Origin of the sequence: Brevibacillus reuszeri (assembly GCF_002897295.1) — a bacterium.
GTDB classification, from domain to species: domain Bacteria; phylum Bacillota; class Bacilli; order Brevibacillales; family Brevibacillaceae; genus Brevibacillus; species Brevibacillus reuszeri_A.
This window is the reverse complement of sequence record NZ_BEXF01000001.1, coordinates 493,349-516,494: the sequence shown is the minus strand read 5'-3', so window position 1 is coordinate 516,494 and position 23,146 is coordinate 493,349. Positions and strand designations below refer to the sequence as shown.

The 23,146-nt window shown below is 45.5% G+C and carries 20 protein-coding genes; 3 read left to right on the top strand and 17 right to left on the bottom strand.

The features are described from left to right. The first annotated feature begins 207 nt into the window (after positions 1-207). Positions 208-2,274: a peptidoglycan D,D-transpeptidase FtsI family protein gene (locus C3B52_RS02510; protein WP_235615575.1), complete on the top strand. Its 2,067-nt coding sequence runs from the start codon at positions 208-210 to the stop codon at positions 2,272-2,274. 268 nt (positions 2,275-2,542) lie between these two features. Here the strand turns inward: C3B52_RS02510 and C3B52_RS02505 are convergent, their stop codons facing one another. The 13 genes from C3B52_RS02505 to C3B52_RS02445 form a co-directional block, all read right to left on the bottom strand. After that, positions 2,543-2,773, bottom strand: a complete 231-nt coding sequence (locus C3B52_RS02505; RefSeq protein WP_103104500.1) for a hypothetical protein — start codon at positions 2,771-2,773, stop codon at positions 2,543-2,545. A gap of 403 nt (positions 2,774-3,176) precedes the next feature. Then, the gene (locus C3B52_RS02500; RefSeq protein ID WP_103104499.1) at positions 3,177-4,169 is read right to left on the bottom strand and encodes an NAD(P)-dependent alcohol dehydrogenase; all 993 of its coding nucleotides are present in this window, start codon (positions 4,167-4,169) and stop codon (positions 3,177-3,179) included. A gap of 1,365 nt (positions 4,170-5,534) precedes the next feature. Then, on the bottom strand, positions 5,535-6,404 hold the full coding sequence (locus C3B52_RS02495; protein WP_103104648.1) for an SDR family oxidoreductase: 870 nt from the start codon (positions 6,402-6,404) through the stop codon (positions 5,535-5,537). 34 nt (positions 6,405-6,438) lie between these two features. Beyond that, entirely contained in the window at positions 6,439-7,593 is a 1,155-nt protein-coding gene (locus C3B52_RS02490) for a GNAT family N-acetyltransferase (protein WP_103104498.1), read from the bottom strand. Next, complete coding sequence (locus C3B52_RS02485; protein WP_103104497.1) at positions 7,568-8,914, bottom strand: F390 synthetase-related protein; 1,347 nt, start codon at positions 8,912-8,914, stop codon at positions 7,568-7,570. The genes C3B52_RS02490 and C3B52_RS02485 overlap by 26 nt, the downstream gene beginning before the upstream one ends. Next, on the bottom strand, positions 8,911-9,231 hold the full coding sequence (locus tag C3B52_RS02480) for a hypothetical protein (RefSeq protein WP_164684674.1): 321 nt from the start codon (positions 9,229-9,231) through the stop codon (positions 8,911-8,913). The genes C3B52_RS02485 and C3B52_RS02480 overlap by 4 nt, the downstream gene beginning before the upstream one ends. Next, the gene (locus tag C3B52_RS02475) at positions 9,228-9,860 is read right to left on the bottom strand and encodes an MBL fold metallo-hydrolase (protein ID WP_103104495.1); all 633 of its coding nucleotides are present in this window, start codon (positions 9,858-9,860) and stop codon (positions 9,228-9,230) included. Before C3B52_RS02475 ends, C3B52_RS02480 begins: the two co-directional genes overlap by 4 nt. Continuing rightward, positions 9,857-11,086 carry an ATP-grasp domain-containing protein gene (locus tag C3B52_RS02470; RefSeq protein ID WP_103104494.1) on the bottom strand — a complete coding sequence of 410 codons (1,230 nt, stop codon included), beginning with the start codon at positions 11,084-11,086 and terminating at the stop codon, positions 9,857-9,859. Before C3B52_RS02470 ends, C3B52_RS02475 begins: the two co-directional genes overlap by 4 nt. Beyond that, positions 11,076-12,077 carry a beta-ketoacyl-ACP synthase III gene (locus C3B52_RS02465; protein WP_103104493.1) on the bottom strand — a complete coding sequence of 334 codons (1,002 nt, stop codon included), beginning with the start codon at positions 12,075-12,077 and terminating at the stop codon, positions 11,076-11,078. Before C3B52_RS02465 ends, C3B52_RS02470 begins: the two co-directional genes overlap by 11 nt. Positions 12,078-13,110: 1,033 nt before the next feature. Further along, positions 13,111-13,860 (bottom strand): SDR family oxidoreductase, encoded by a 750-nt coding sequence (locus C3B52_RS02460; RefSeq protein ID WP_103104492.1) that lies wholly within the window; start codon positions 13,858-13,860, stop codon positions 13,111-13,113. A gap of 349 nt (positions 13,861-14,209) precedes the next feature. After that, the gene (locus C3B52_RS02455; protein ID WP_103104491.1) at positions 14,210-15,259 is read right to left on the bottom strand and encodes a hypothetical protein; all 1,050 of its coding nucleotides are present in this window, start codon (positions 15,257-15,259) and stop codon (positions 14,210-14,212) included. A gap of 176 nt (positions 15,260-15,435) precedes the next feature. Next, positions 15,436-16,200, bottom strand: a complete 765-nt coding sequence (locus C3B52_RS02450; RefSeq protein WP_103104490.1) for a class I SAM-dependent methyltransferase — start codon at positions 16,198-16,200, stop codon at positions 15,436-15,438. An 862-nt stretch (positions 16,201-17,062) separates the two neighbouring features. Then, positions 17,063-17,653 carry a TetR/AcrR family transcriptional regulator gene (locus C3B52_RS02445; protein ID WP_103104489.1) on the bottom strand — a complete coding sequence of 197 codons (591 nt, stop codon included), beginning with the start codon at positions 17,651-17,653 and terminating at the stop codon, positions 17,063-17,065. A gap of 167 nt (positions 17,654-17,820) precedes the next feature. Between C3B52_RS02445 and C3B52_RS02440 the strand changes: the two genes are divergently transcribed. Beyond that, positions 17,821-18,984: an MFS transporter gene (locus C3B52_RS02440; protein ID WP_103104488.1), complete on the top strand. Its 1,164-nt coding sequence runs from the start codon at positions 17,821-17,823 to the stop codon at positions 18,982-18,984. Between the two features lie 162 nt (positions 18,985-19,146). Here the strand turns inward: C3B52_RS02440 and C3B52_RS02435 are convergent, their stop codons facing one another. Further along, a complete protein-coding gene (locus C3B52_RS02435) occupies positions 19,147-19,680 on the bottom strand; it encodes a hypothetical protein (protein WP_103104487.1) in 534 nt (177 codons plus the stop codon). 205 nt (positions 19,681-19,885) lie between these two features. On the opposite strand from C3B52_RS02435, the gene C3B52_RS02430 reads away from it, so the two are divergent. Continuing rightward, positions 19,886-20,815 (top strand): acetamidase/formamidase family protein, encoded by a 930-nt coding sequence (locus C3B52_RS02430; protein ID WP_103104486.1) that lies wholly within the window; start codon positions 19,886-19,888, stop codon positions 20,813-20,815. A gap of 132 nt (positions 20,816-20,947) precedes the next feature. Here C3B52_RS02430 and C3B52_RS02425 read toward each other — a convergent pair whose 3' ends face one another. The 3 genes from C3B52_RS02425 to C3B52_RS02415 form a co-directional block, all read right to left on the bottom strand. After that, positions 20,948-21,205, bottom strand: a complete 258-nt coding sequence (locus C3B52_RS02425; RefSeq protein ID WP_235615586.1) for a CPCC family cysteine-rich protein — start codon at positions 21,203-21,205, stop codon at positions 20,948-20,950. Between the two features lie 39 nt (positions 21,206-21,244). Then, positions 21,245-22,045: a GNAT family N-acetyltransferase gene (locus tag C3B52_RS02420; RefSeq protein WP_164684673.1), complete on the bottom strand. Its 801-nt coding sequence runs from the start codon at positions 22,043-22,045 to the stop codon at positions 21,245-21,247. Positions 22,046-22,400: 355 nt separating this feature from the next. Continuing rightward, complete coding sequence (locus C3B52_RS02415) at positions 22,401-23,117, bottom strand: 3-ketoacyl-ACP reductase (RefSeq protein WP_103104483.1); 717 nt, start codon at positions 23,115-23,117, stop codon at positions 22,401-22,403. Positions 23,118-23,146 lie beyond the last annotated feature (29 nt).

Below are 23,146 nucleotides of genomic sequence, written 5' to 3'. Positions count from 1 at the left end.
CAGAAACGAAAATAAGTTGGATCGCCCCAATAATTTATTTCGTGAAATCGGAAGAATCACTGGACAAAAATGTAAGCATAAGATTACGCGAATAACTATTTCAATAAAACATAATGTTGTATACAGTAAATAGCGGTAGTTTTCGATGCATCACTCAAAAGAGAATGAACTATAAGATGAGATTGAGAGAAAGGAGAAGGGGCGTTAATGAGGAAGAAAATCGTTGTCATGAATCAAGCAGAGGAACAGCAGCAACCTAAGAACGTGAAGCGTTTGAACATCATATTTATACTCGTCTTCCTGATATTTTCCGCCATGGTCCTTCGCCTAGCACACATTCAAATTGCTGATGGACAAAACTATGTGAAATTGGCCAGCAAACAAAATTACAAAGAGACACCAATCACTGCTATTCGTGGAAATATCTACGACAAGAACGGAAAAATGATTGTGAACAACCGTGCTTCCTTCACAGCCGTCTTTCATGAGCTCGATGACATGACGGGTAACGATTATTTAAATCTGGCAACGAAATTGGAAAAGGCACTAGCAGGAACTACTAAAGCCTCTTTGTTAAAAAAAATGGATGTTGGTTATGAGCTGAAGAACGGGAAAATGGAAAGAACGATGCGTCTTTCTCCAAAGTTAACTGAAAAAGATCTCAAATATGATCTGTCTCAAAAGGAAATCGCCTATCTAGAGGAGCATTTGAGTGATTTGCCTGGCGTTTCAGTCATAACAAAACCTATACGCGTCTATGATCCAAAAGAAGTCGCTGTTCAAGCCATCGGCTATGTTCGCCCCTATCATGTGGCGGAGAATCTGGGTTCGGATTTTTATCTTCAACAGAAGGACCACTATCTGCCCAATCAAATGGTTGGACTTGACGGTGTAGAAAGAAGCTATGAAGAACAGTTACGGGGAGAGAACGGATACCAAAAATATGAAGTTACGTCTGACCAGACCATCATCAAAATGGTAGAAGAGAAGGCCCCTACAAAAGGAAACGATCTGTACCTCACTATCGATGAAGATGTCCAACTGGAGATTCGCGATTTCATCAAGAATTTCATGCCAAGTTTGAGGCAAAAGGTAGACAAGGCATCACATGCAAAAGGCGCTTATGTCGTTGCAATGGAAGTGAAAACAGGGAAAATTGTAGCGATGGTTAGCTATCCAGAATACGATCCCAATGTATGGTCGAAAGGTCTTGATAGCGACACCTATGATCAAATCAAATACTCAGTAACAAACGGCACGATAAAAGAAGCCCCGTATGATGTTAGACCGAAGACAGGGAAAGAAGCCGAAGCAGAGAATTACAAACATCCTCAATCGATCGTACCGGCAGGATCTGTCGTAAAGCCCATTACAGTGCTTATGGGCATGGCTGAGAATGTTATTAGCCCATATGATAGTTGGAATGATCCTGGAGCCTACCACTACGGTCGGGGAACTGACACTATCAATAACGACCAGCATCATAACTATGGAGTACTCACTCCACAAAAGTCTTTGCAAAAGTCTTCTAACACCTACATGGCTCGAATTGGGGAGTTAATGTCAAGCAAATACGGCAAAGAAGCAGTAAATATCATGCAAAACTACTACCACGCTTTTGGCTTAGGCGTCCAAACAGGTATAGATTTGCCGAGTGAGAATAAAGGCAAGGAAGACTACCTTGTGATGAATAAAGATTATGGCCCACTTGCTGCGATGGTCCAGTCATCTTTCGGCCAGCAAGTCCGTTTAACTACCATGCAGCTTGCTCAATATGCAGCCACTTTAGCGAACAAAGGCGTAAGGATGCAACCGCAAATCGTGGAACAAATTAAGGACAGCAAAGGAAATGTGGTACAAGCCTATACTCCAAAGGTAATGAATACGATCGATCTTCCGGACCTTTATTGGAACATCGTCCATAACGGAATGTATCTAGTAACACAACCAGGTGGAACAGCCATTAACGCGTTTGCAGGATTTCCGTACAAAATCGCAGCGAAAACAGGAACCTCGGAGCAAGATATTTATACACCAACCCCTTACGTTGACAAAAAGACAGGGGAAACGAAGGAAAAATGGTCAAGGTATGCCCGCATCACAAATGGCGTGCTGATTTCTTTCGCACCTTTGGAAAATCCGAAGTTGGCTGTCGCCGTTGTCGTTCCTGAAGGTGGCTATGGTGGCCGATCGGCTGCCAATATTGCTAGGGCTGTTTATGACATTTACGATCAGCATGTCGGATTAGGGACGCCAGTAAAAACTAACAAGTGAAACAAAATGTACTTAGAAATCTAACAAGAAAATCAAAGAGGTATTTAGGAACAAAAAACCGTTCCTGAATACCTCTTTTTACTAAACTATCGAACCTGTTAGCGTAACAAAATACTGCCGATTGCGGAGCAACAATGATACCTGTCGTTCCCAACGTTCTAGACTCAAGTAAAAATATTTTTGCGTATCTCTTAAATTCGGGTTCCGTCTCGAGGGAAAATGGGTTAGAGCATAGTTTAACATGAAAGTTATTTCAGAAGCATTTCTACTAGTCATATTGTGAGTACAGCGCAAGCATATCATCAGCACAGCCGGCTACGATAGTATTTGCTTGTTCAGCATGTTTTACTGCCTCGGCGTAAAGTTGTAAATTAAAACTAACCGAAGCCATTATTAAATGCCATTCAGCGTCCGTAATTCCCTTATCAGAAACAGCTTGCAGCAGCTTCATTACATCCATCTCTGCCTCAAGATCGTATATATACTGCATGTCAACCATCCAACTTCACCTTTGGCTACACATACTAAACTGCATTCCGTTCTCTTTACTGGTTTTTAATGAACCCCGAAGACGTACAAGCATCATGCTACTCTCTTGCTATTTCATATGCCAATTTTACCAATTATTGATACATGACGTAAAAGAGGATTTCGTCCTATTTTTTGCGTTATTGAACTCCGTAAGTTCAATCGTAAATTTTTCTGAGCTGAGAGATATATATGGTATTCTCAAAAGTCATTGGCGGAATCTTTTCAAGCCAATCAACAGTGGTACCAACTGCTGTTAGCGGAATAAATAATAAAACGGCTGCCGAAGCAACCGCTTATCGCTATCGATCCCGTTAGCTAAACGCACAAGGAGTCTTCGTCTTTCGATTTCGAAACGTATTAATTCTAACTTTTCAAGGATAAAGAAGCGAATCCGATAAACCTTGTTGGACGGTTAACACCACGTTGCCTTTCTTGTGGCCCTGCTCCACATAGTGGTGGGCCTCCGCCGCTTGCTCCAGCGGATAAACGCGGTCGATGATCGAACGCAGCTTGCCGGCCTCGATCAGCTCCTTAAGATACCTCAAGTCTTCCGCGTTTTCCCTCATTGTTCCACCGATCACCTTCTTACCGCTCGTCAAGTTGACCCATAACCCGAGAACGACCGGCAGAGGGCTAAAATGGACTGCTCGCAGGTATAAGCCGTTCGGTGTCAGACGCTCGACGCAAGCCATGAACGGACTCTTTCCAACCGTATCGAAAATGATATCGTAGATCGTACCGTCATCCGCGAAGTTCTCTTCTGAATAATCGATGACTCGGTCGGCGCCCAGCGATCTTACCAAATCCAGATTCGATGTGCTGCATACCCCGGTCACTTCCGCTCCGAAATGCTTGGCGAGCTGCACCGCATACGTCCCAACACTGCCGGATGCTCCGTAGACGAGTACGCGTTTGTTGCGCTCGATATTGCCCTTTCGGAGAAATTGCAAGGCAGTATAGGCACCGACCGGAACCGCTGCCGCCTCCTCGAACGTCATGTTTGTCGGCTTCAGCGTGACGCTGCCGTTCTCAGGTAGGCATCTGTATTCGGCATACGCGCCGAAGCCCATTCCGCTGGCAGCATAGACGGCATCCCCCGGTTTAAACCGAGTAACGCCACTGCCCGTTGATTCGACCACGCCCGCTAATTCGAATCCGAGAATCTTGATTCGCTTCGGCCTCCACAGACCATTGAACAGCCGCGCCAGGAAGGGGTCTGCCTTTCGTAAGCGCCAATCTCCCGCGGCGACAGTTGCAGCATAGACTTTAATCAATATCTCGTCGTCCTTCGGTACCGGCTTGGCGACATCCCGAAGCTGCAGTACATTTGGCGGCCCGTACCGCTCATATACGATCGCTTTCATCCCTTCCCCTCCAGTCAACCTTCGCTATTTTCCCATTTTATTCGCTGTAATTAGATTAAAGTTCTGCTGAATACGCTAATTCAAGTATATGGGTGGAGTGCAGCGACGAGCTACTACTAAAATAAGATGTTAACGGCTCCGTATAGAATAACTCGGTCTATGGAGTGAACACGCTTCCTCAAACAAGTAAAGACAAAATCACGATATGGAGTTCCTATCCAGATCGTGATTTTGAGCTATCGATCCCGTTAGCACAACAAAGTTCCGCTCACTTCGGCGGTTGCTCCAACACGAACGGACGCGTCCGCGTCACGAACTGAAACCCTTGTTTGCGCAGGATCGGCGCGGAAGTCGGCAGCGCGTCGACGAAAGCATGCGTCCGACCGCGGTCACGGGCTTCCAGCAACCTCGAGGCGACCAGCGCGGTAAAATGCTGTATCGGCATTTGTAACGCTCAGGAATGTCCGGTTTCCCATTTAAAATCTTTTCCTCCTACCTTTGTTTCATATCCAATAATGGAATCAAAAAGCGATTCTAACAGTTCATGGTTTTTTTGTGGGAAATTAAGTTTCTGAATCGAGATGTTGATCCGACGCGGTCGAATATTGCCGCCTTTCTTGTCACATCGGATTGCCGTTGGGTAACCGGTCATTGATTTCGAACCGTGTGTTCGTTTACACTACTTTTCACTTCTTCGCTAGTTTAATCAATAATATTAATTTCTGCTTGAAACAAATAATAAAAAGTAGTTACCATTATTCCTTTTCTCCAAAGTACTCTTCAAAGAGAGTAATAATTGGCTTCCAACAGGTGTATCATTTGATTCACCGTTCTTCTTTAGATCGAAGCTCTTTCGTGTTCAATCTGCAGCGAGAGCACTTAATCCGCTCCTTCTATGGCTAATATCTCCATCCATCAAAACAGAGCCAACCAAAATCATAGGAAAGGCTTGCTCTAAACTCGCACCTTCCAACGTGTTTAGTGCCTCGCTGTCGCACTTAAATGATGAAACCTTTTCTCGTACATCTTCTCACTCACTTTGTATTTCATAACTTGTAACCCATAAATTAGGACGTTACAAATTATAGAATGTTGCAGTAAACTACCCGTTAACTTAATAAAACGAATAAGCCGCCGCGACGCATAATAGCCAGCCTTTTACCCGATTCAGCGGACATGACTCTTCGTACACCGGGCTGTCTCTTATCAATAGTTGAATAAAGGCAGTTGCAGTCTAAGACTTTATTTTCGGGTCTGACACTGTCACTGGTAAATATTCCCAGTCTATTACATTATTTTCATCCAAAAGTAAGTATAATAAAAGTCCGCTGAAGCAAACTTTCTTTGGTGTGTTTGAAAGAATGATCAACGCGTTCCCCGCTCAATCAGGTGCTCGAACCACTTCCAGGGAAGCAATGCCTTTCCCCATATCGCGAGAAGCGATCCTTGCCCAATTGGGTAGCGCAGACGTGGCGATGGCGTGCTTGCGATTCTCCCGATCAGCTCTGCTACTTGCTGCGGATCGGGGGCATGTTCAGACGCACGGCGCGAATATCGCATAATCGCCTCGAGTCTGTGTTTGTAGGGGGAGTCTGCGTCGCAAGGAATATTTGCTAACCCTTTTTGCCAGATTGGTGTCCGATAGGCGCCAGGTTCTACTAGCACGACGCGGATGCCAAACGGAGCCAGTTCATGACGCAGACTCTCGCTAAACCCTTCTATAGCAAACTTGGAGGCGGCGTACGGCGCGTAGCCGGGAAACCCGATTCGTCCGCTGATGCTGCCGATATTCACGATCAGACCACTTTGTTGTTTCCGCATGACAGGAATGACGCTTCGGGTCATCGCAACGAGTCCGAAAAAGTTCGTCTCCATCTGCCGCCTCCAATCTTCCATCGGTACCTCCTCGACGAACCCGCCAACAGCGAACCCGGCATTATTGATAAGCACATCGATATGGCCATGCATGCGAAGCGTCTCCGCAACGACCTGCTCGATGTCTCGAGTAGATGTCACGTCCAAGCTGAGATAGTCCAGTCGCTCCGATACCCCTGCTTGTTCGGCTCGTTTGCGCAGCTCGATGGCCCGTTCCGTATCCCGCATCGTCGCAACGACGCGGTATTGCTTACGCGCCAGCTCGACAGCTGACAGCATGCCGAAACCGCTTGATGTGCCCGTAATGAGGGCGATCCTCTCTCCTGAAGGAGATGGTAGTTGTTGCTCTCTTCGCGACATGATCCGCACCCTTTCCTCCTTTTAATCTATCTGTTTATAGCTTGTATTTGCGCATGATCGGAACGCCAATACCGTTCAGCAGATGCTCCAAAAGCGTCCAACACCATCTTCTTCCAAGCGGCAAATGACTGTCAAATACCGCGGAATATTCGATATCGGCAATCGCTCCGCGGTTTCGTTTGAATTGGGCAGCTCCTGCGCTCTCATGGAGTAAATCTCCCATCTCACGGGCTTGCCGGATCAGGCAAGCAGACAGCATACGGTACAGCCCAACCGAAGCCGGCTGCGACGTATCATAGCCGAAAAGCGGAGTCGTCATGACCCCATTGCGGTTGAAAAAACCCATAACAGCATCCAATCGCCCCTCTTTGCGCAGCCCGTACAAGGTCAGCACGCCGGTTTGCTTGGCTAAGCGGATAAACGCTGTATCGAACTGTGGGTTGTCGTAGGAGTACTTATCCAAATAGAGCATCGCGTACAATTCTGCTATTCGGGGCACGTCCGTGTCTGTTATGTCCGACGGCGAAACAAACTCATACCCGTTCTTCGCCAGCAGCTCGTAATCCCGCTTCAATAGCCAGCGCGATTTTGCGTTTCCGAAAGCTGGATCATTCGATTGGTATAAATATATCTGCCGGCTTGGCACCAGTTTGCAGCCATTCGCTTGCAAGGTTGCAATCATTGCCGGATGAAGAGAAGAACTAAGGGAACGCAGCACGATTGCATGCTCGGGAAATGCTTCCCGCACCGTATTCACAATGGCCGCAAGCTGTCCTTCCGATAATCGGGGGTACAGGTTCGTTGACAATAGCCAATTGTTTACATGGACAACCTGATTGAGTTGCGAACTTTTCATAAAATAGCCAAGGACATCCAGAATTGCAGACAAGCTTTTCTCCATTAGCGGGCGGTTCAATAACTCCAATTCCCGTTTGGCATAGCGAATATAATGCGTATAGGGAGAACAAACATACGAATTGTCGTAATCATCATCGTTTACAGTAACAGGAAGAACCAGATCCTCCGTCCGCAAAACGAGCATCCTCGTTCTCACGTTGCGCATGAATCTGTCGGTCCCTTCGCGCAGAAGCGGCTCCAAATAAGCTTTCGCGTACCGGCCGTCCTCGGTATCCGGCCAATCGATGCGCTCGAGATTACTTTGATCATAGAGGGAGATGTGATTGCTCAATCTGCCATCTCCTTTCTACGCGTCGAAGCTTGCGAAGTCCCGGTTGAAACGAATAAGGAGCAAATGTGAGATTCGGGATGCGGCAGTGTAACCTGCGCATCAGCAACTCCATCGATGTCGATACTTGCCACTCGACCTCTTCCCGAGCGAAACCGGCGGCGACTTGAAGCTCAATCACTACTTTCTCCACATCGATCTGAAGGGCCCGGTACTCTTCAATCACAGGGGAAGCGGCAAGGATGGCGCGTGTAATATAATCCGGGAAAACCGGAGTAAGTCCCCCATCCGTTTCGCTCAACATATAAAAGATATCGTCGCAACGGCCCTCGATCTGCTTGATCGCGGTAAAGACAGAGCCGCACGGACAGGCCGACTCGGCTTCCGTTAGTAGATCGTTCAATCGATAACGAATAATCGGCTGCGTAGAGCGAGAGAAATCGGTCACGATTGGTACGAATTTGCGTTTGCCATTCTCCCCTTGAACGTATTCCTTTTCAATATGAACCACATCCTCATTCAAATGCAGTGTTCCGTGCCGACATGTGCTAGCGAGAAAGCCTTCCGTACATTGGTATACTTGGTGAAGCGGCAAGCCGAACGTCTCTTGAATTATACGAGCATCGAGCGGCTCCAGTACTTCCGCAACAGAAATGATTCGATGCGGGAACGCTCTCAACCGACCTACCCGTTTTTCCTCGGCCAGCAGACGGAGTAAAGATGGAGGCGCGGCCCATATGCCAGGCTGATAAACTTCCAGCCGCTCCACATGCCTCTCGATCGGTTCTAGTAGATCGAAATATTCGAACTGCAGCTTACCGCTGCGCACGGATTCGTACAGATTGCTGTTCGCCCTCAGAAAAAAGGCTACCTTCTCCGGTCTCCACAGTGGTCCAGGCAACAGCTTCGCCAGCATCGTGCCAGCCCAGGCTGCTTGCTCGCGATCGCTGACGAGAAATAGACCGCGGTTACCGGACGTTCCTGACGACAGGCCGACGCTTATGTTTCCGATTCGCGGCTGGAAATTGCGCGTATTCTCCGCTTCAAGCGCGACCGCTATCGCCTCGTCTTTTCGGATACCTGCTGTATTTAGGTGATCAAAGTGATCCATCATAACTTTTTTGTCGATAATCGGGAACCGTCTCCATTGCTCCAGCGGGATATCCCCCCATAGCTCCCGATAAAAGGGAGAATGAGTCATGACGAATCGAAGCTGGCGGAGTACCTGGCGTTCCTGCCAGCGCTCGAACGCCGTACGATCGGCCCATCTTCCCCCGAACCTGGTCTGTATGTAATGCTTTAGGAGTATGATAAGTCCGTTCATGATTCCTTCTCTCCTATCTCCTGTAAGAGTTCTTCCTTACAATGACTCGGTATGATTCGAATCTGAGGATATTGCTGATGCAGAAAGCACAACCGTTCAAAAGTATCAGCATACTGACCACGATCATCCATGATCAGCACGGCTGCCGCGTGCGGCTTGCGCCGTTCTCGATAAGCGCGGCTTGACCAGACCGCATCCGCGCATAAGAAGTACTCGCCTGTAGCCGACATCAAAAACAATCCGATCTGCCCCGCAGCATGCCCTGACAGGTCAACCGCGATCAAGCTACCGTCTCCCAACAGATCATAACCCATCACGAACGGAAAATCCCAGGTAGCCTGCGCATTGGAGTCTCATCAATGAATGCGGATCGTTCCTCGAAATCGTCCGGCAGCAGACCAGGCAGACAGCCAGCTTTGACTGAGGCAAGCAAACCAAGATCTTTGATCGCTGTATGCGCATCCCGCTTATACAGGATGCGAGCATTAGGAAAGTCGCGCAGCCCCGCCGGATGATCGGCATGAAAATGCGATAGCACCACATACCTAACCTCCTCTTCTCCAATACCTGGTTGCCGCAGCTCCAGCAACTTGGTTGCGGCATAAGCGATAACCTGCTTTACTGGAAGCGGTTCCGATTCGCTGATACCTCCCCGGTCTCGATAGTCGAAATAGATGCTCGGCGTTGAAATATGAATGAGCCTCAGCACATTTTGCTTTCGGCACCCGTCGACGACGTGTCTTGTACCTTCAACGTCCACAGCATGATGGGACGAAGCGAGTCGATCCGCTCCGTGCTTCAGGAGCAAGGCATCCGATTCGTCCAAACGGATTTGCGCGAGGAGGAATCCGTACGCATGCCGCCTACGTTCCATCCCATTTGACTTAATCGCAAGAAGGCATGTTGTCCAAAACCTGGTAGCTCCTGTTACCAATGCGTTGGTCATGCATCACCATTCCATTCGATATCGATCGTTGTTGCTTCAACAAGTGAAATGCCATGCTTTCTGCTTGTCCGCCATGCTTCGGCCAGAACCCGCAGTTGCTCAGCAACAGGTCGCATGTCCATCGGGTTATACACGACGTCACGGGCTATACGAAAAGCTCGGCTCCAAGCGCCAAGCTCGCGAAAGTTGCGAATGCTTCGAAAACCTGCCGCAAACATTGGTGCAGCCAACATGGCCCTGCTTGACATCTTGGGGGTCAGAACGGTGCCTGATTTTTGCAGCGCGTTCGGTTGCAGAAACGCTTGCACTAGGCCGCCACTCGCACCAAACAAATGTACACCGCTCGTTGCCCTCGGATTGCACTCCAGGGCAAACAGTCCGCCACCTTCCTCTTCGATAAAATCGAATGCGATTTGTCCAGTGAATTGCGTCGCCTTGACAAACTTGCGGACCCACTCTCGAGAGCTCTCGTGTTCGATAGGCTCAAAATAAACGGAAGCGCCCTGACCGATCCGGTAACGGCTCGGATAAGCTGTATGTGCGATCAATTCTCCTTCAAAAGCGACGCTATAGGTACAAATATCTCGACCATAAATGCGTTGTTGCGCTACCCACGGCGTCTGTGGTGTCACAGCATTCATGTTATTTGCCAAAAACCGCCTTCTTTTATCCGGGTGATCCTCTCGGGACAGAAACAGAACACGCGATGCAAATCGCGAATACGCTGGCTTCAATACGAGGCATTCGCCCAGTCGTTCCTTCGCTGCAAGCGTTAGCCACTCCTCATGCGTGGAAATGAGCTCAGATCGCGGCACCGTCAATCCGTGCCGTCTCGCTAACAAAACAAACCTCCACTTGTCATGCAGCTCTCCTAACTGTTCGATGGGAGGCGTCCATACTTTGCAGTGCCGGCGTAACCGATCCAGCCCTTTGGCTACAAAAAAAATTTCCTCGCAAGTCGGAATGAGAACATCGACCTGCTCGCTCGTCACGATCGATTCCAGGTCTTGCAAAAAAGCCTCTGTATCTGTATTCGGAGCGGGAACGAGGAAATTTCGCTCTACCGCCCGTGAAACGCGGCAAACGTGATAGCGCGCACTCTCTGCAACGAGTACCCGGTGACCGGCGTTATGAAAGGAACGCGCCAGGTCGAGAGTGACAGGTGCCCTTCCCCCCGTGAGCATGATCGTTGATCGCCTCTTAGCAATGGCGTCTTCAATAATCAAGGATCATCCCTCCGAGCGATAATCCGGCCGCCGTACCGATCAGCAGTACCCTGTCCCCGCGCTGCACCTTTCTCTGGCGTACCGCCTCATGAAGTCCCATTGGAATCGATGCGGCAATCGTGTTGCCATGATTCGGGGTAATATATATCAGCTGCTCTTCGGATATTCCGAGCTTTTTCCGCAGGAGCCGCATGGCCATTGCGCTTCCTTGATGCGGTATGACCGCTTTAAAATCGCCCATTCGAGTTCCAGTCGGTGCCAGCAGTTCTTCCACAAAGCCAGGAAGAAGCTTCGAAGCCATTTTGAAAATCGCCTGCCCATCCATATGAAATAAAAAATCTGTTTCCGTCTGCGCATTATGCTCGCGCGGATGTATGCGCGTGCCGCCGCCGCGTATTTCCGACAGCCTCGCCCCTTTGCTGTATGTTCGAATCAAAGCGCCTATGATATGAGAAGCGTCTTCTCTCTCGGACGGGCCAATGACGACGGCAGCCGCACCGTCTCCAAACAATCCGGCGCTTTCTTTCTCATTCCAGTTCAGTCCGACTGAAGCGATCTCGGTCGACACAAGCAGCACATAACGGTAACGCCCTGCATCTACCATATAAGACATCACATCTAGACCGGTGAGGAAGCTGAGACATGTCGCATCAATATCAAATGAAGGAACACCAGACATCTCTTCCCCGAGCGCTTTCTGGATGAAGGAGGCCGTGCTGGGCAGTGCCTGTTCTTTCGTCCCGCTCGTACATACGATACAATCGATGTCCGAGGTACGTATTCCCGCTGCTGCAAGAGCATCTGCCGCTGCTCGCGCTCCCATATACGATGCGGTCTCCCCATCCCCTGCAAAATGGCGCGCGACAACATCCGTCGTTTTGCGGACCCAGCCAGGCGGTGTCCCTAGGCGCGCATCCATTTCTTCATCCGTCACGATTCGACGGGGCACATATTTTCCGGTGCCGAGTATTTTGACACGTCGCGTTTGCATGACGATCCCCCGCTTTTTCCATTGTTCGATATAATCCCATTCTAGTGGTGCGGAAGTGACCGTAACAGTACTACATTTTTGTGGTACCCCCTTTCGACATTCGACAAAAAAAGTCGACCCCCTTTTTTTTGGAGTCGACAACCCTATTTTACCATTTTACCTTATATATGGTTGATACCACTTAAACTCCCAATCCCATTCGATCATCTTCGATAAATTGAAAACTGGTTGAAAACAAGTTGGAAACCAAGTACACATTTCAAAGTAGGGTGCTCCGTTTCCGGGTAGTAATAGCTATTGCCGACAGGGAATTACATAGTTCCGGGGAATGTATTACCAACCTAGAAAATCTCCTAGGTGGAAACTATGACCATCATTCGTGTTATATCCCCTATTCCCCTTGAAGAAGAGGAGAGGATGCTTAATGTTTCGTTTCAGATTACATGTGACCTTGATCGCGAAACCAATTGCAGGAATGGTTAGATTCCTATGCCGATTATTCATATTACAAGCTTTCCGTCCCTTATAAGCGGCAAGAAGGAAGCGCTTGGACTCTTCATTGTTCCGAAGAGTGCACAAACTGTCTATGTCGACAAAAAACGGTGAATGCGTCCACTTTACCTCCGTCGATCCCAGCCCGCCCCGGTCTTAGCCTTCCGGCTCGTCCACTTCAACAAAACGGACAGATGGCAGCTGTTCTGCGAAAAGGCAGTCTCATAAAATACAAAAAGGCCAGTCAAAACACAAAAATAAAGTGTTAGATTGGCCTAGTTTATTCAGCTATCGACCCCGTTAGCGTAATGACTCTCATTGATTTAAAATCTTTCCCCTTAACCCCAAGATTGAAGCTATCAACAAGACCAGTCCACTTATTAAAACAATGCCCATGAGTCGAAAGCAATTATTCGAACAAGTTCCCATGCATTCAAAGGACCAGAATTCGGACCATCACTATATGGATAGGAAAAGACAAACGGAATAGTAGCAATAAAACAAGTATTACTCCAAACTATATGTCTACCAGATATTGCAATCAGGAGCGTGCGAGCCAATCCGCCAAACGGGTCGGCGCAATACGCGCGTTGCTGTCGTCCGCAGGAACGAGCGCGTTATCGTCCACTTGCCCGCCGAAGTAGCCTGCTTCGTTGTCCGTGACGACCTCGCGATTATCCCCAGCCGCCTTCAAGGATTGACGGACGAACTCATCCATCCCGATCTTCTCGGGTCCGGCCAGGTCGACAATTCCGTTCACAGGCTCCGCCAGCACGTAATCGGACAAAGCCGCGCTCACATCTGTGGCCGCGATCGGCTGCATGGCGGTGGACGGCAAACGGACGGTTTGGCCTTCCGTCGCCGTATAGGCGATAGTGCCGGCAAATTCGAAGAACTGCGTCGCTCTGACGATCGTATAAGGAATCGATGACGCTTGGATCAGCTTCTCTTGGGCGACCTTGGCGTTGAAATAAGCGTTTCCGGGCGGCCGGTCCGTGCCGACAATCGACAGGGCAATGTAGTGCTGCACGCCCGCGTTTGCCGCCTCGGCCAGCAGATTCTTGGTCGACGTCTCGAAGAATGTCAGCACCGCTTGCTCTTCGAACGAAGGAGAGTTGGTGACGTCGACGACGACTTGCGAACCGGCCAGCGCCCCAGCCAGCCCTTCGCCCGTTACCGAGTTCACGCCCAGGGACGGGGAAGCCGCCACCACTTCATGACCGAGATTGTTCAGGTTCTGTACGAGTCCTTTGCCGATAAGTCCGCTGCCGCCGATCACTACAATTTTCATGAGTTTCCTCCTGGATTTTAGCCCGTATCTGCTGGGCGAATAGATATAAATGAAGCCTGTTGTTTTATCCAACATACTTATAACGACCGAGCCAAAGATTCTGTGACACGGAACGGCGAAGATTTTCGCTTGAACAAAAAAAGTAAGCGCCCGGATGTCTGATGATAATAATGTTTTAGACTGTTCCTATAAAAGAAAAAGCGGTAGTTTAAGACCTTGATAATAAAAGTCTTAGACTGCCGCTATTGTATTCAACTAACGAACCCGTTACTTTAATGCAACTCCAACACATCATCTAACAGATCCAACCGTTCCCCGAAGTTGAATATTAACCACCGCCGATTCGGATTCAGTCGAGTACGGACAATATTTTTTCCCGCTCACTCTCCACTTTTCGCTGATATCTTCCTTTATGGAAAAATGATTGCTCTTCTCTGCCTAACCTGCTGTTTTCGTAATCGGCTTTCGTAATATCATATTTCCTTATGAACTCGGAGGGCATGGGATTAATATTTTGATACTTACAGTTAAAGGAATATACGATCATTTCTTTTAAAAAATTGATCTGATCATCTGTTTGAATCCAATCTACATGAACAAAAGATTCATTCGCCATGTTATCATGACGTGTCTGCATATTTCTGCCGAATAATTTCGCGACCAAAAGATCAATATGTAAACCATAAGGTCCCTTTGGCTTGAAAATCACCCTTTTCGTTTTGTGGCATATCGCAAAAAATGGAAAGGCGTCTGCAGGATACTTATACTCTAGAGCAAAAGAAACATGCGGGGTTACCCCATTCATTAGAGACAATGCATAATTGCTTAAGGTATTTACTACCTCAAAGGTTCTTCCGCTAAAAAGTGCAAGATGCCTGTCATAAGGAACCTCAGTTGTATTCTCACCCACCATATATATCTTGCAAAACTCTAAAAAAGAGTCCAGCAACAATGCGTTCCGATGTATATCATCATACTTCTTTCTCTGCTCGGTAAAGAAACCTAAAACAGATTTCCAAGTGACAAGCTCTTCTCTTACACCCCCCGAATAAACTCCCAGAAACTTCTTCTTATGAGCCTCCAATTGTGGGCGGTACAACTTCCCTCCACCACGCTTCATCTCAAACAGGACGGACAGGGAGCCGTTACGAGCATAAAGGAACCCGTCAGGTATACCCTCCCTCTCTTCATCCTCATTGTCATCAGCTACCTCTTGCTGACCTCTCTCAACAACCACTGTCGACTCTGCAATCCCAACCAATACTGCGACATCTGTACTTAACTGGATATCGCTTGTTGTCTGAAATTCGATAATATAATCACTAAATGTGCCTTTAATATGTATAAACTTAAGAAATGCATCGATTAGATCAGGAGTAGCATGTTTCAACACCTTCAAAAATGCCTCTGTAATCCTGTTTTCAAGCTAACTATAGTGTTCCTCGAACAAATTTCCTTTCATCTTCACGCTTCCTTTCAGTAGACGAGTTAGTATTCTACCGCTTTTCTTATAAAAGTAGAATTCTACAAGTTGCTACATCATCCTGCCCGTTAGTTTAGCGAAGGCTACCGTTGTTAATACTGGCAGCCTCTATTTGTGCTTGTTCCACTATCGAACCCGTTAGCGCAACGAATCATTTTTTTAAACAGACCTGTCAATAACCCTGAGGTACCGAAAACTGAATTTGGTTGTTCAATATCAAGCATATCACGAAGTTCAATGACGCTGTACTCACCGAAATTACACGATAATCTATCGTTTGTATAACCCAAACCGCCCTTAAGAGTCTTCTGTCTATAAACCTCCCAGTCGGACAAGTCAGAGCCACCGACTTTTCCACCAACTTTAAAACAAGTAATGGCAAAGGCACCATTTGGCTTTAACGCATGGTTCAATATTTCTAGGTAGGTCATTCTTCGATGTGGTGGTACATAATGAAAACAACCTGAATCATAAACCAAATCGTATGCTGATTCTTTGATATCTAATTCAAATAAGTCATTTAGAATAAATTTGACTTTAATATTTACTTCGTCAGCACGTTCTCGTGCCCATTTAATTGCTTCGGGGGAAATATCTACTGCATCGACTTCCCAGCCTTGCTTTGCGAGATAAATCGCATTTCGTCCAGGGCCGCACCCCAAGTCGAGCGCTTTTCCGGGTTGCAAGATTTTGTTATCTAAATATTCAACTAAATTTTCATCAGGAACATTTAAGAAAAAGGGAACTTGCCTCACTCTGTCAGAATAAAATGCGTACCAACTAAAATGAGATTGCTCCTTCAGTAATTCGTCAAGCATGATAAGCACATCATTAAAATTCTCAATTGATTCTCTCACGGTTCTCCCCCCTACTGTTATCTATCTGTAATATTTTACCACATCAGATAATTTCCCCCTCACATAATTCCCAAATAAAGATTGCGCTAAACTGCCCGTTAGCGTAGAAAAGGCAGCCGGTTGTTAACGGCTTTCGCATTAAATACCTTTCCTAGTTTTTTTACTATTGTTTTCCTTTAATAAAACGCATTTGTACTTCTGCTTCATGACTTAAACATATACGTTATCATTGGAAAAATGAATGACTGCTCTTTTACAATACGGAATGTAATCTTATTAAATCGTAAAATAGCAACACGTTTATGTTCTACCCTTCATCAAGAACACTGGAGTAAAAAATGTACAATCACCTATGGATAAAAATGTTTTCATCATAAGAACGACTCCTTGTTATAAAAAAGATGACCCCTGATGAAATTCAGAAGTCATCTTTATGCCCATAATGCAAACTAGCCTTTATTCAAATCGTCACATTACAGGGAGAGTTTGGTATTTGCGCGAAGCTACTCTATCGAAACAGTTACTATTTCTTTTCTATGATATCCTGGATCTTTCTTTTCGCTCTACGATACGGCTGAAGGTCAGAAATCCTGATAATTATTATTCATTCTGAAGAATCTTTCTGTATTCAACACCGTGAATATGCATAAGTATTTTTCTCTTTTCTAATTCCTCAAAAAAATTCAACATATCACCAAATGGATTTTCAAAATGTTGAATTAAGTGTTTAAAATATCTTGCCCGTTATTTCAATAAAACAAGGAGCAGCTGCGGTAGCATCTTGCTCTCTGGGTATTCCACTAACGATACCGGGAAGGATGATCATGAGATTTGGGGCAGGGCAGAGCAATAGCGACAGGTCCTATTCCAGCAGTTCTTTGGCTCCGTTCATCACTAAGGGCATAGTCTGTTTAACGAATGATTCCGCACTTATTAGACGCCCCTCATTGTTCCAAACGTAAGCCGCCCCATAAATCCCCCAACTTAACATGATAGAAGCAGTATTTATTAAGAATTGCGCGTTTGGAGTCGCTAGCCTCTTGTCTTTGTCTATAAAGGAAAGAAGTATCGCTTGAATTTTTCCCTTTATTTGAATTTCGAATACAGGTACAAGCGATGTATTTCTTCTTTTGCACATAGTGCTTAGACCCTCGTGAAATTCGCATACCCCCAGAAAAATACTCTGAATTGTTTCTTCATTTAATACTTCGTGACTGCTTATTCTACGATTTATGATTGTCATAAATGATTCCATTAGTCTGGCCTCAAGAATTTCAAATTTATCTACAAAGTGCGCATAAAAAGTCGCCCTGTTAACAGTAGCCCTCTCTGCAATATCCCTAACGGTTATCGATTCAAAGTCTTTTTCTTGAATTAATGAAGCAAAAGCGTCTTGAAGGAGTCGCCGTGTACGTATCACGCGAGGGTCAGCTTCATTCTTTTTAATTGTCATGGTTAAGATCTCCCCTGTAAAACGACATTATAGAAATGGTGTTGTCTATACAACGGTTTATGCTTATTGATGATTGTTTACCATTCGGTTGTTATTGTAGCATACAAATACAACACGCGTTGTTCAAGCAACAGGTGTTGCATTGAAACAAAACAGGAGAGTGAATTATGAAGAAAGTATACGTTCTAGCCTTGATCAGCTTTTTAGTTGGAACATCCAATTACATCATTTCCGGGATATTAGACCGAATCGCAGAAACGTTGGGAACAAGCGTTGCGGCAGCCGGCCAGCTCATTACGGTTTATTCACTGGCCTATGCGGTCGGCACGCCTATTTTGATGGCACTAACGGCCAAGATGGACAGACGTAAGCTCCTACTTTATTCGCTGGGCCTCTTTATTGCCGCAAATCTGCTCACATTTATATTGTCCGGCTTCGGTTTCTTCATTGCCGCTAGAATCGTTACGGCGTTAGGCGCCGGGGTGGTCACAGTTAACTCGCTCAGCATCGCTGCCAAAATCGCTCCGCCAGGTAAGCAGGCCAGCGCCATTGCCAACGTCACCATGGGCATTACCGCATCGCTCATCATCGGCGTCCCGCTCGGCAGAATGGTAGCCTCCGCTTTTGGCTGGGAAGCGGTATTTCTGGCAATCGCAATTGTCGGGGGCCTGGCCATGCTTGTCATTGCTGCGGTTATACCCCGCATGCAAGGCGACAAGCCTGTCCCTTTGATCAAACAATTTGCGCTGTTAAAAAAGCCTCAGGTTTTGGTTGCTTTAGCGATTACTTTTTTCTGGCTAGGAGGATATTCCCTCGCCTATACTTACTTATCTCCTTTTCTGTTAGAGGTGACTCATTTAAATGAATCATTGATTAGCGCAGCTCTTTTCGTATTCGGCGTTGCTAGTTTGATTGGCTCGAAAGTCGGCGGCTACAATGCGGATAAACGGGGCATCAAATACACGCTCGTATCAGGGATGGTGCTTCACGTCATTTCGTTAATTTTGCTATCCTTAGTCGGACAGTCGGTTATTGCTGTATTCGCCATTTTGATCCTCTGGTCTTTTTCCGCTTGGTCATCCGCTCCCGCGCAGCAATTTAACCTGGTTTCGCTTGTTCCTGAATCATCGGGCGTCATGCTGAGCTTGAACAGTTCCATGATGCAGCTTGCCATGGCTGTCGGCGCAGGAATCGGTGGGCTGATCGTTAACCGTATTTCTTTGGCATCCATTACCTGGTTCGGGGTACTCGGCGTACTCATCGCCATCATTACCGTGTTTGTATTGTCTAGTATGGCACCACGGCATTCGGTGGTTCAATCAGCGGATTAAGAGTAGGCTAACCATGGAATATTTAATAAAGGTGTTCTGTGAAAATAAAGTTTTAGACTGGGTCCAATAAATAATGCAGCGACAGAACAAGACTTGATAAATAAAGTCTTAGACTGCCGCTGTTGTTGTTCAATTATCGTTTCCCGTTAGTGCAGTAATGATCTACACCAGTTTTCTTTTTTTACTCCTCTGTTTAACACCAACAATTATCAATAGAGTTACAGAGACTATCAAGATGATCGTAGATATTAATTTTGATAATGATTTCCACGCTTTTAATTCGTAAAGATCATAGATTGCTGTATATATGTTAGTCGTTCCCAAACAAGAACTGGCTTTTAGATATTCCTTAGTTTGTTCAATGTCGGTTCCATAGTTAGCATAAACAATATAAGTTGATCCCTCTTTAAATTGAATGCCACAAGAACCAAGATCATCTTTTAGAGTCAGAACCTCTGTATCAACATTTTTTAAAGCATCTTGCACTTTAAACTGGATGTTCGTATGAAAAGCATCTGTCGTTCGCTCTTGCTGAATACTAATAACCTTACCAACAAATGCATGATCTGATAACTGAACACTTTCTTGCGCAGTATCAGGAATGTCACAAGAACATGCAAACCCATCATTCGGGAGAGAAAAAACAAAAGTAAACAAAATAAACCATATCGTTAAGGACTTCCAGATATTCGACACCCTCTTTTTTTACTTTTAATAACAATTGATCTTCTCCGTTAAACTGCCCTTTCGCGGAGCAAAAAGGACTGCCGGATGCAGCCCACCTTATTTCACTATCGATACCCGTTAGCTCAATATTTCGAAAAGTAATCACAACCTCAGCGCGTTTACCATAAATACCCTGTTATATAATAATATAGGATACAAATTAGGAGGTGTCTATATGGCTGAGTTTTTTATTCACCCAGATCGTTCAACTCTCCACGGTTCTTTTTCAAAGGAGTTCACCCCAATACTATCAATCAATTCGGGTGACACCGTTCGCTTTGAGACTATTGACGCCGGGTGGAATACTGGTCCATTTCAATTAGACGGTGTAAGAGAGAAATTTTGTGAAAGAGATCATCCACAAGACAGCGGCCATGCCTTGATCGGTCCTATCTACATTAATGGAGCAAAAGAAGGAAAAACCTTGGCTATTCATATTAACGATATTAAGACCGGCAATTGGGGCTGGAGTAGCGGAGGTGGATTCCCGAATACTATTAACAAAAGATTGGGTCTTCACGAGGGACCAGAGTATTTTTTGATGTGGGAGCTAGATTCTTCTAACCATTTAGGGATTAGTAACAAAGGGCATAAAATACAGCTCAAGCCCTTTATGGGTATTATGGGCATGCCTCCAAATGAGGAAGGGATACACTCCACTTACCCTCCGCGGTTCTGTGGAGGGAATATTGATTGTAAAGAACTTGTACCTGGCAGTATTTTATACTTACCCATAGCAGTAGAAGGTGGCCTTTTTTCAGTTGGTGACGGTCATGCTGTTCAAGGTGATGGAGAGGTATCCAGTCCAGCTCTCGAATGCCCAATGCAGTTAGTCGATCTAACCTTCTCTGTCATAGATCAATGTTTATCATTCCCAAGAGCAGAAACTCCCCTAAAGAGAATTACCTTTGGATTCCATGAAGATGTACATGAAGCAGCGATGATTGCCTTAGAGGGAATGCTTGATTGGATGCAGGAATTGTATGCTTTTGAGCGTAAAGAGGCGTTAAATTTGTCAAGCCTTCTTGTTGATTTGCGTATAACGCAGCTAGTCAATGGTATAAACGGGGTACATGCCTCATTATCCAAAGAGGCCATACTATAGAAAATAAGCTAAAGATTCTTATAGGTAAACTGCCCTTTAGTTTGGCAAAAGGCTGCCGGTATTAACACCAGCAGCCTCTATTTATGGTTGCACCACTATCGAACCCGTCAGTGCAACACAGTCGTTACTCTTTTACTCCCGAGGTAAATTATTTTCGGGATACTCTTCTTTGTACGGTTCTCTAACCGAATCTTTAAAATTTCTCTCACATGCCCCGAAATCCCTGTAATTCTCCCTTGCTTGGTTCAACGATATATGGTTTGCGCCGATGTTTATTTCAGGCATATCATGAGCCACTTCGTCATACTGCCAAAAACATACTTCACAGATTTCAAAAAGAGCCTCTTCTTTGCTACCGAAAGTAAAATAGCCGCAACAAGGACAGTGCACTCTCACTATTTTATTAAGCCCCCTTATCAGTTACCTGGCTTATACTGAAAAGCTATTGCACTTGTATTGATGAACCTGCTGGAATCCCAGTCGTTGTGCCAATTTTTTTGACGCTTTATTATCCAATGAACAATCCCAGTAAGGAGTAAAGCTATTTGTAAGTATATCCTCCACTAGTAAAGTTGCTAGATGAGTTCCTACTCCCTTATTCTGATAATGAGGGAGGGTTTCAATTCCGATTGCATGCGTGTCCTCTGTAACAAAACTAGAATAACTCAGACCAATGATTTCCAATCCTTCCACTGCAGCAAAGCCGTATCCCCTTTGCAAAAAGTCATCTTTCGTTGACCAAAATAGATGAATATGCTCTTTCAAAAATTCTAAATTAATTAACTCTTGATTCTCCCATTCATCTAATTTTAGATTGATTATTTTTAACCCCTTAGCGCTTGACACAAAAGGCTTATGAAATAACTTGAATACCATTTGTTCAAATTGATGAAGGTTCCTAGAGGCGAAAATTGATTCCATATCCCAATTATTGTGGTGACCTGAAACTTCAAAATGGTCCAAACTAAGCTCTCTCATCCGCGGTGCAATGCTACTGGAAATAAAACCATCCAACGTATTGATAAATTCTTGATTGGTATGGTCACCAATTAGATAAAAGCCTTGAATGCCTTTACTCCATACTAAAGCGCTCCTTGGTTGTGCACTTTGATCAGCAAATATCCAACCAGGATTATTACCTTCGATAATTGAAAGAATTTCTGGATGTAGATAACCACCGTCAAGTAGTGGTTTTACTTTATAAAAAGCCTCCTGTTGCAATTCGTACATATAATGCTCCCCCTTATTTCCCGTGCCGTTACAAAGTTCTTTAATGGCAATTTTATACGAAAACGATGTCCAAATAAGTGTAAAATGCATACCCATAAATTGGTAGGTATAGTTCTTGCGTATCGAAAGGTTACTGTCCATTAGTTTAGCGAAGGCTGCCGGTGTTAATACCGGCAGCCTCTATTTGTGCTTGTTCCTCTATCGAACCCATATTTGAAGAGAAAGTGATATCTCATGATAGCTTAGTTTAATCTGTTCAGTTGGTTGCACCCCCATTAGAGCTTTTTTATTCTATAAAAAGGAAGACGCCATCCAAAATACATAGGATAGCGTCTTGATGTTTCAAATATTTTTATTAAGGGTTGGTTGACCAAAGTCCAGCATGTTTTAATAAAACACGCGGATGAAGTTTTAGTCCTGCAACCATTAAGTCAGCTAAATCCTCTGCTTGCATCACTTTATCCGGATTACCGTCTGTTAAGTTGAGTTCAACAGCCATATCTGTTGCAACCGTACTTGGCGTTAATGTTGTAACACGAATATTTTGCTTCCGCACTTCAAGCATTAATGACTCACTTAATCCGATAACTGCAGCTTTTGAAGCCGAGTATGCACTTGTAACTGGTGCACCTTTTTGACCAGCTGTTGATGAGATATTAATGATGTCACCTGTTTTGCGCTCTATCATTTCCGGTAATACCGCACGTGTTGTGTAGTACACACCTTTTACATTGACATCGATAATATTTGTCCATTCTTCAGGCGTTAAGTCCATGAAGTTGCCGAATTTTGAAATGCCGGCATTGTTTACTAAAATATCGATTGCACCCAGTTGTCCACGAATTGATTCAACCGCTGTAGTGATAGAGTCTAAATCCGATACATTTGCCGCAGCGATTGCTACCTTCACATCATACTGTTTAAGTTCCTCTGCTACTCGTTGTAAATTTTCAAGCGTACGTCCAACGAGACCTACGTGAATACCTTCTCGTGCAAAAGCTGCTGCTGTTGCACGTCCAATTCCACGTCCTGCTCCTGTAATTAACGCCACTTTACCTTTGATTGTTTGCATGGTGTTCACTCCTTGTTGAAATAGATTTA

What these genes read in the sequence shown, in the direction of transcription:
- C3B52_RS02510 (WP_235615575.1), top strand. Translation starts at nt 208, where the DNA reads ATGAGGAAGAAAATCGTTGTCATGAATCAAGCAGAGGAACAGCAGCAA.
- C3B52_RS02505 (WP_103104500.1), bottom strand. Translation starts at nt 2,773, where the DNA reads ATGGTTGACATGCAGTATATATACGATCTTGAGGCAGAGATGGATGTA.
- C3B52_RS02500 (WP_103104499.1), bottom strand. Translation starts at nt 4,169, where the DNA reads ATGAAAGCGATCGTATATGAGCGGTACGGGCCGCCAAATGTACTGCAG.
- C3B52_RS02495 (WP_103104648.1), bottom strand. Translation starts at nt 6,404, where the DNA reads ATGTCGCGAAGAGAGCAACAACTACCATCTCCTTCAGGAGAGAGGATC.
- C3B52_RS02485 (WP_103104497.1), bottom strand. Translation starts at nt 8,914, where the DNA reads ATGAACGGACTTATCATACTCCTAAAGCATTACATACAGACCAGGTTC.
- C3B52_RS02475 (WP_103104495.1), bottom strand. Translation starts at nt 9,860, where the DNA reads ATGACCAACGCATTGGTAACAGGAGCTACCAGGTTTTGGACAACATGC.
- C3B52_RS02465 (WP_103104493.1), bottom strand. Translation starts at nt 12,077, where the DNA reads ATGCAAACGCGACGTGTCAAAATACTCGGCACCGGAAAATATGTGCCC.
- C3B52_RS02460 (WP_103104492.1), bottom strand. Translation starts at nt 13,860, where the DNA reads ATGAAAATTGTAGTGATCGGCGGCAGCGGACTTATCGGCAAAGGACTC.
- C3B52_RS02445 (WP_103104489.1), bottom strand. Translation starts at nt 17,653, where the DNA reads ATGACAATTAAAAAGAATGAAGCTGACCCTCGCGTGATACGTACACGG.
- C3B52_RS02440 (WP_103104488.1), top strand. Translation starts at nt 17,821, where the DNA reads ATGAAGAAAGTATACGTTCTAGCCTTGATCAGCTTTTTAGTTGGAACA.
- C3B52_RS02430 (WP_103104486.1), top strand. Translation starts at nt 19,886, where the DNA reads ATGGCTGAGTTTTTTATTCACCCAGATCGTTCAACTCTCCACGGTTCT.
- C3B52_RS02420 (WP_164684673.1), bottom strand. Translation starts at nt 22,045, where the DNA reads ATGTACGAATTGCAACAGGAGGCTTTTTATAAAGTAAAACCACTACTT.
- C3B52_RS02415 (WP_103104483.1), bottom strand. Translation starts at nt 23,117, where the DNA reads ATGCAAACAATCAAAGGTAAAGTGGCGTTAATTACAGGAGCAGGACGT.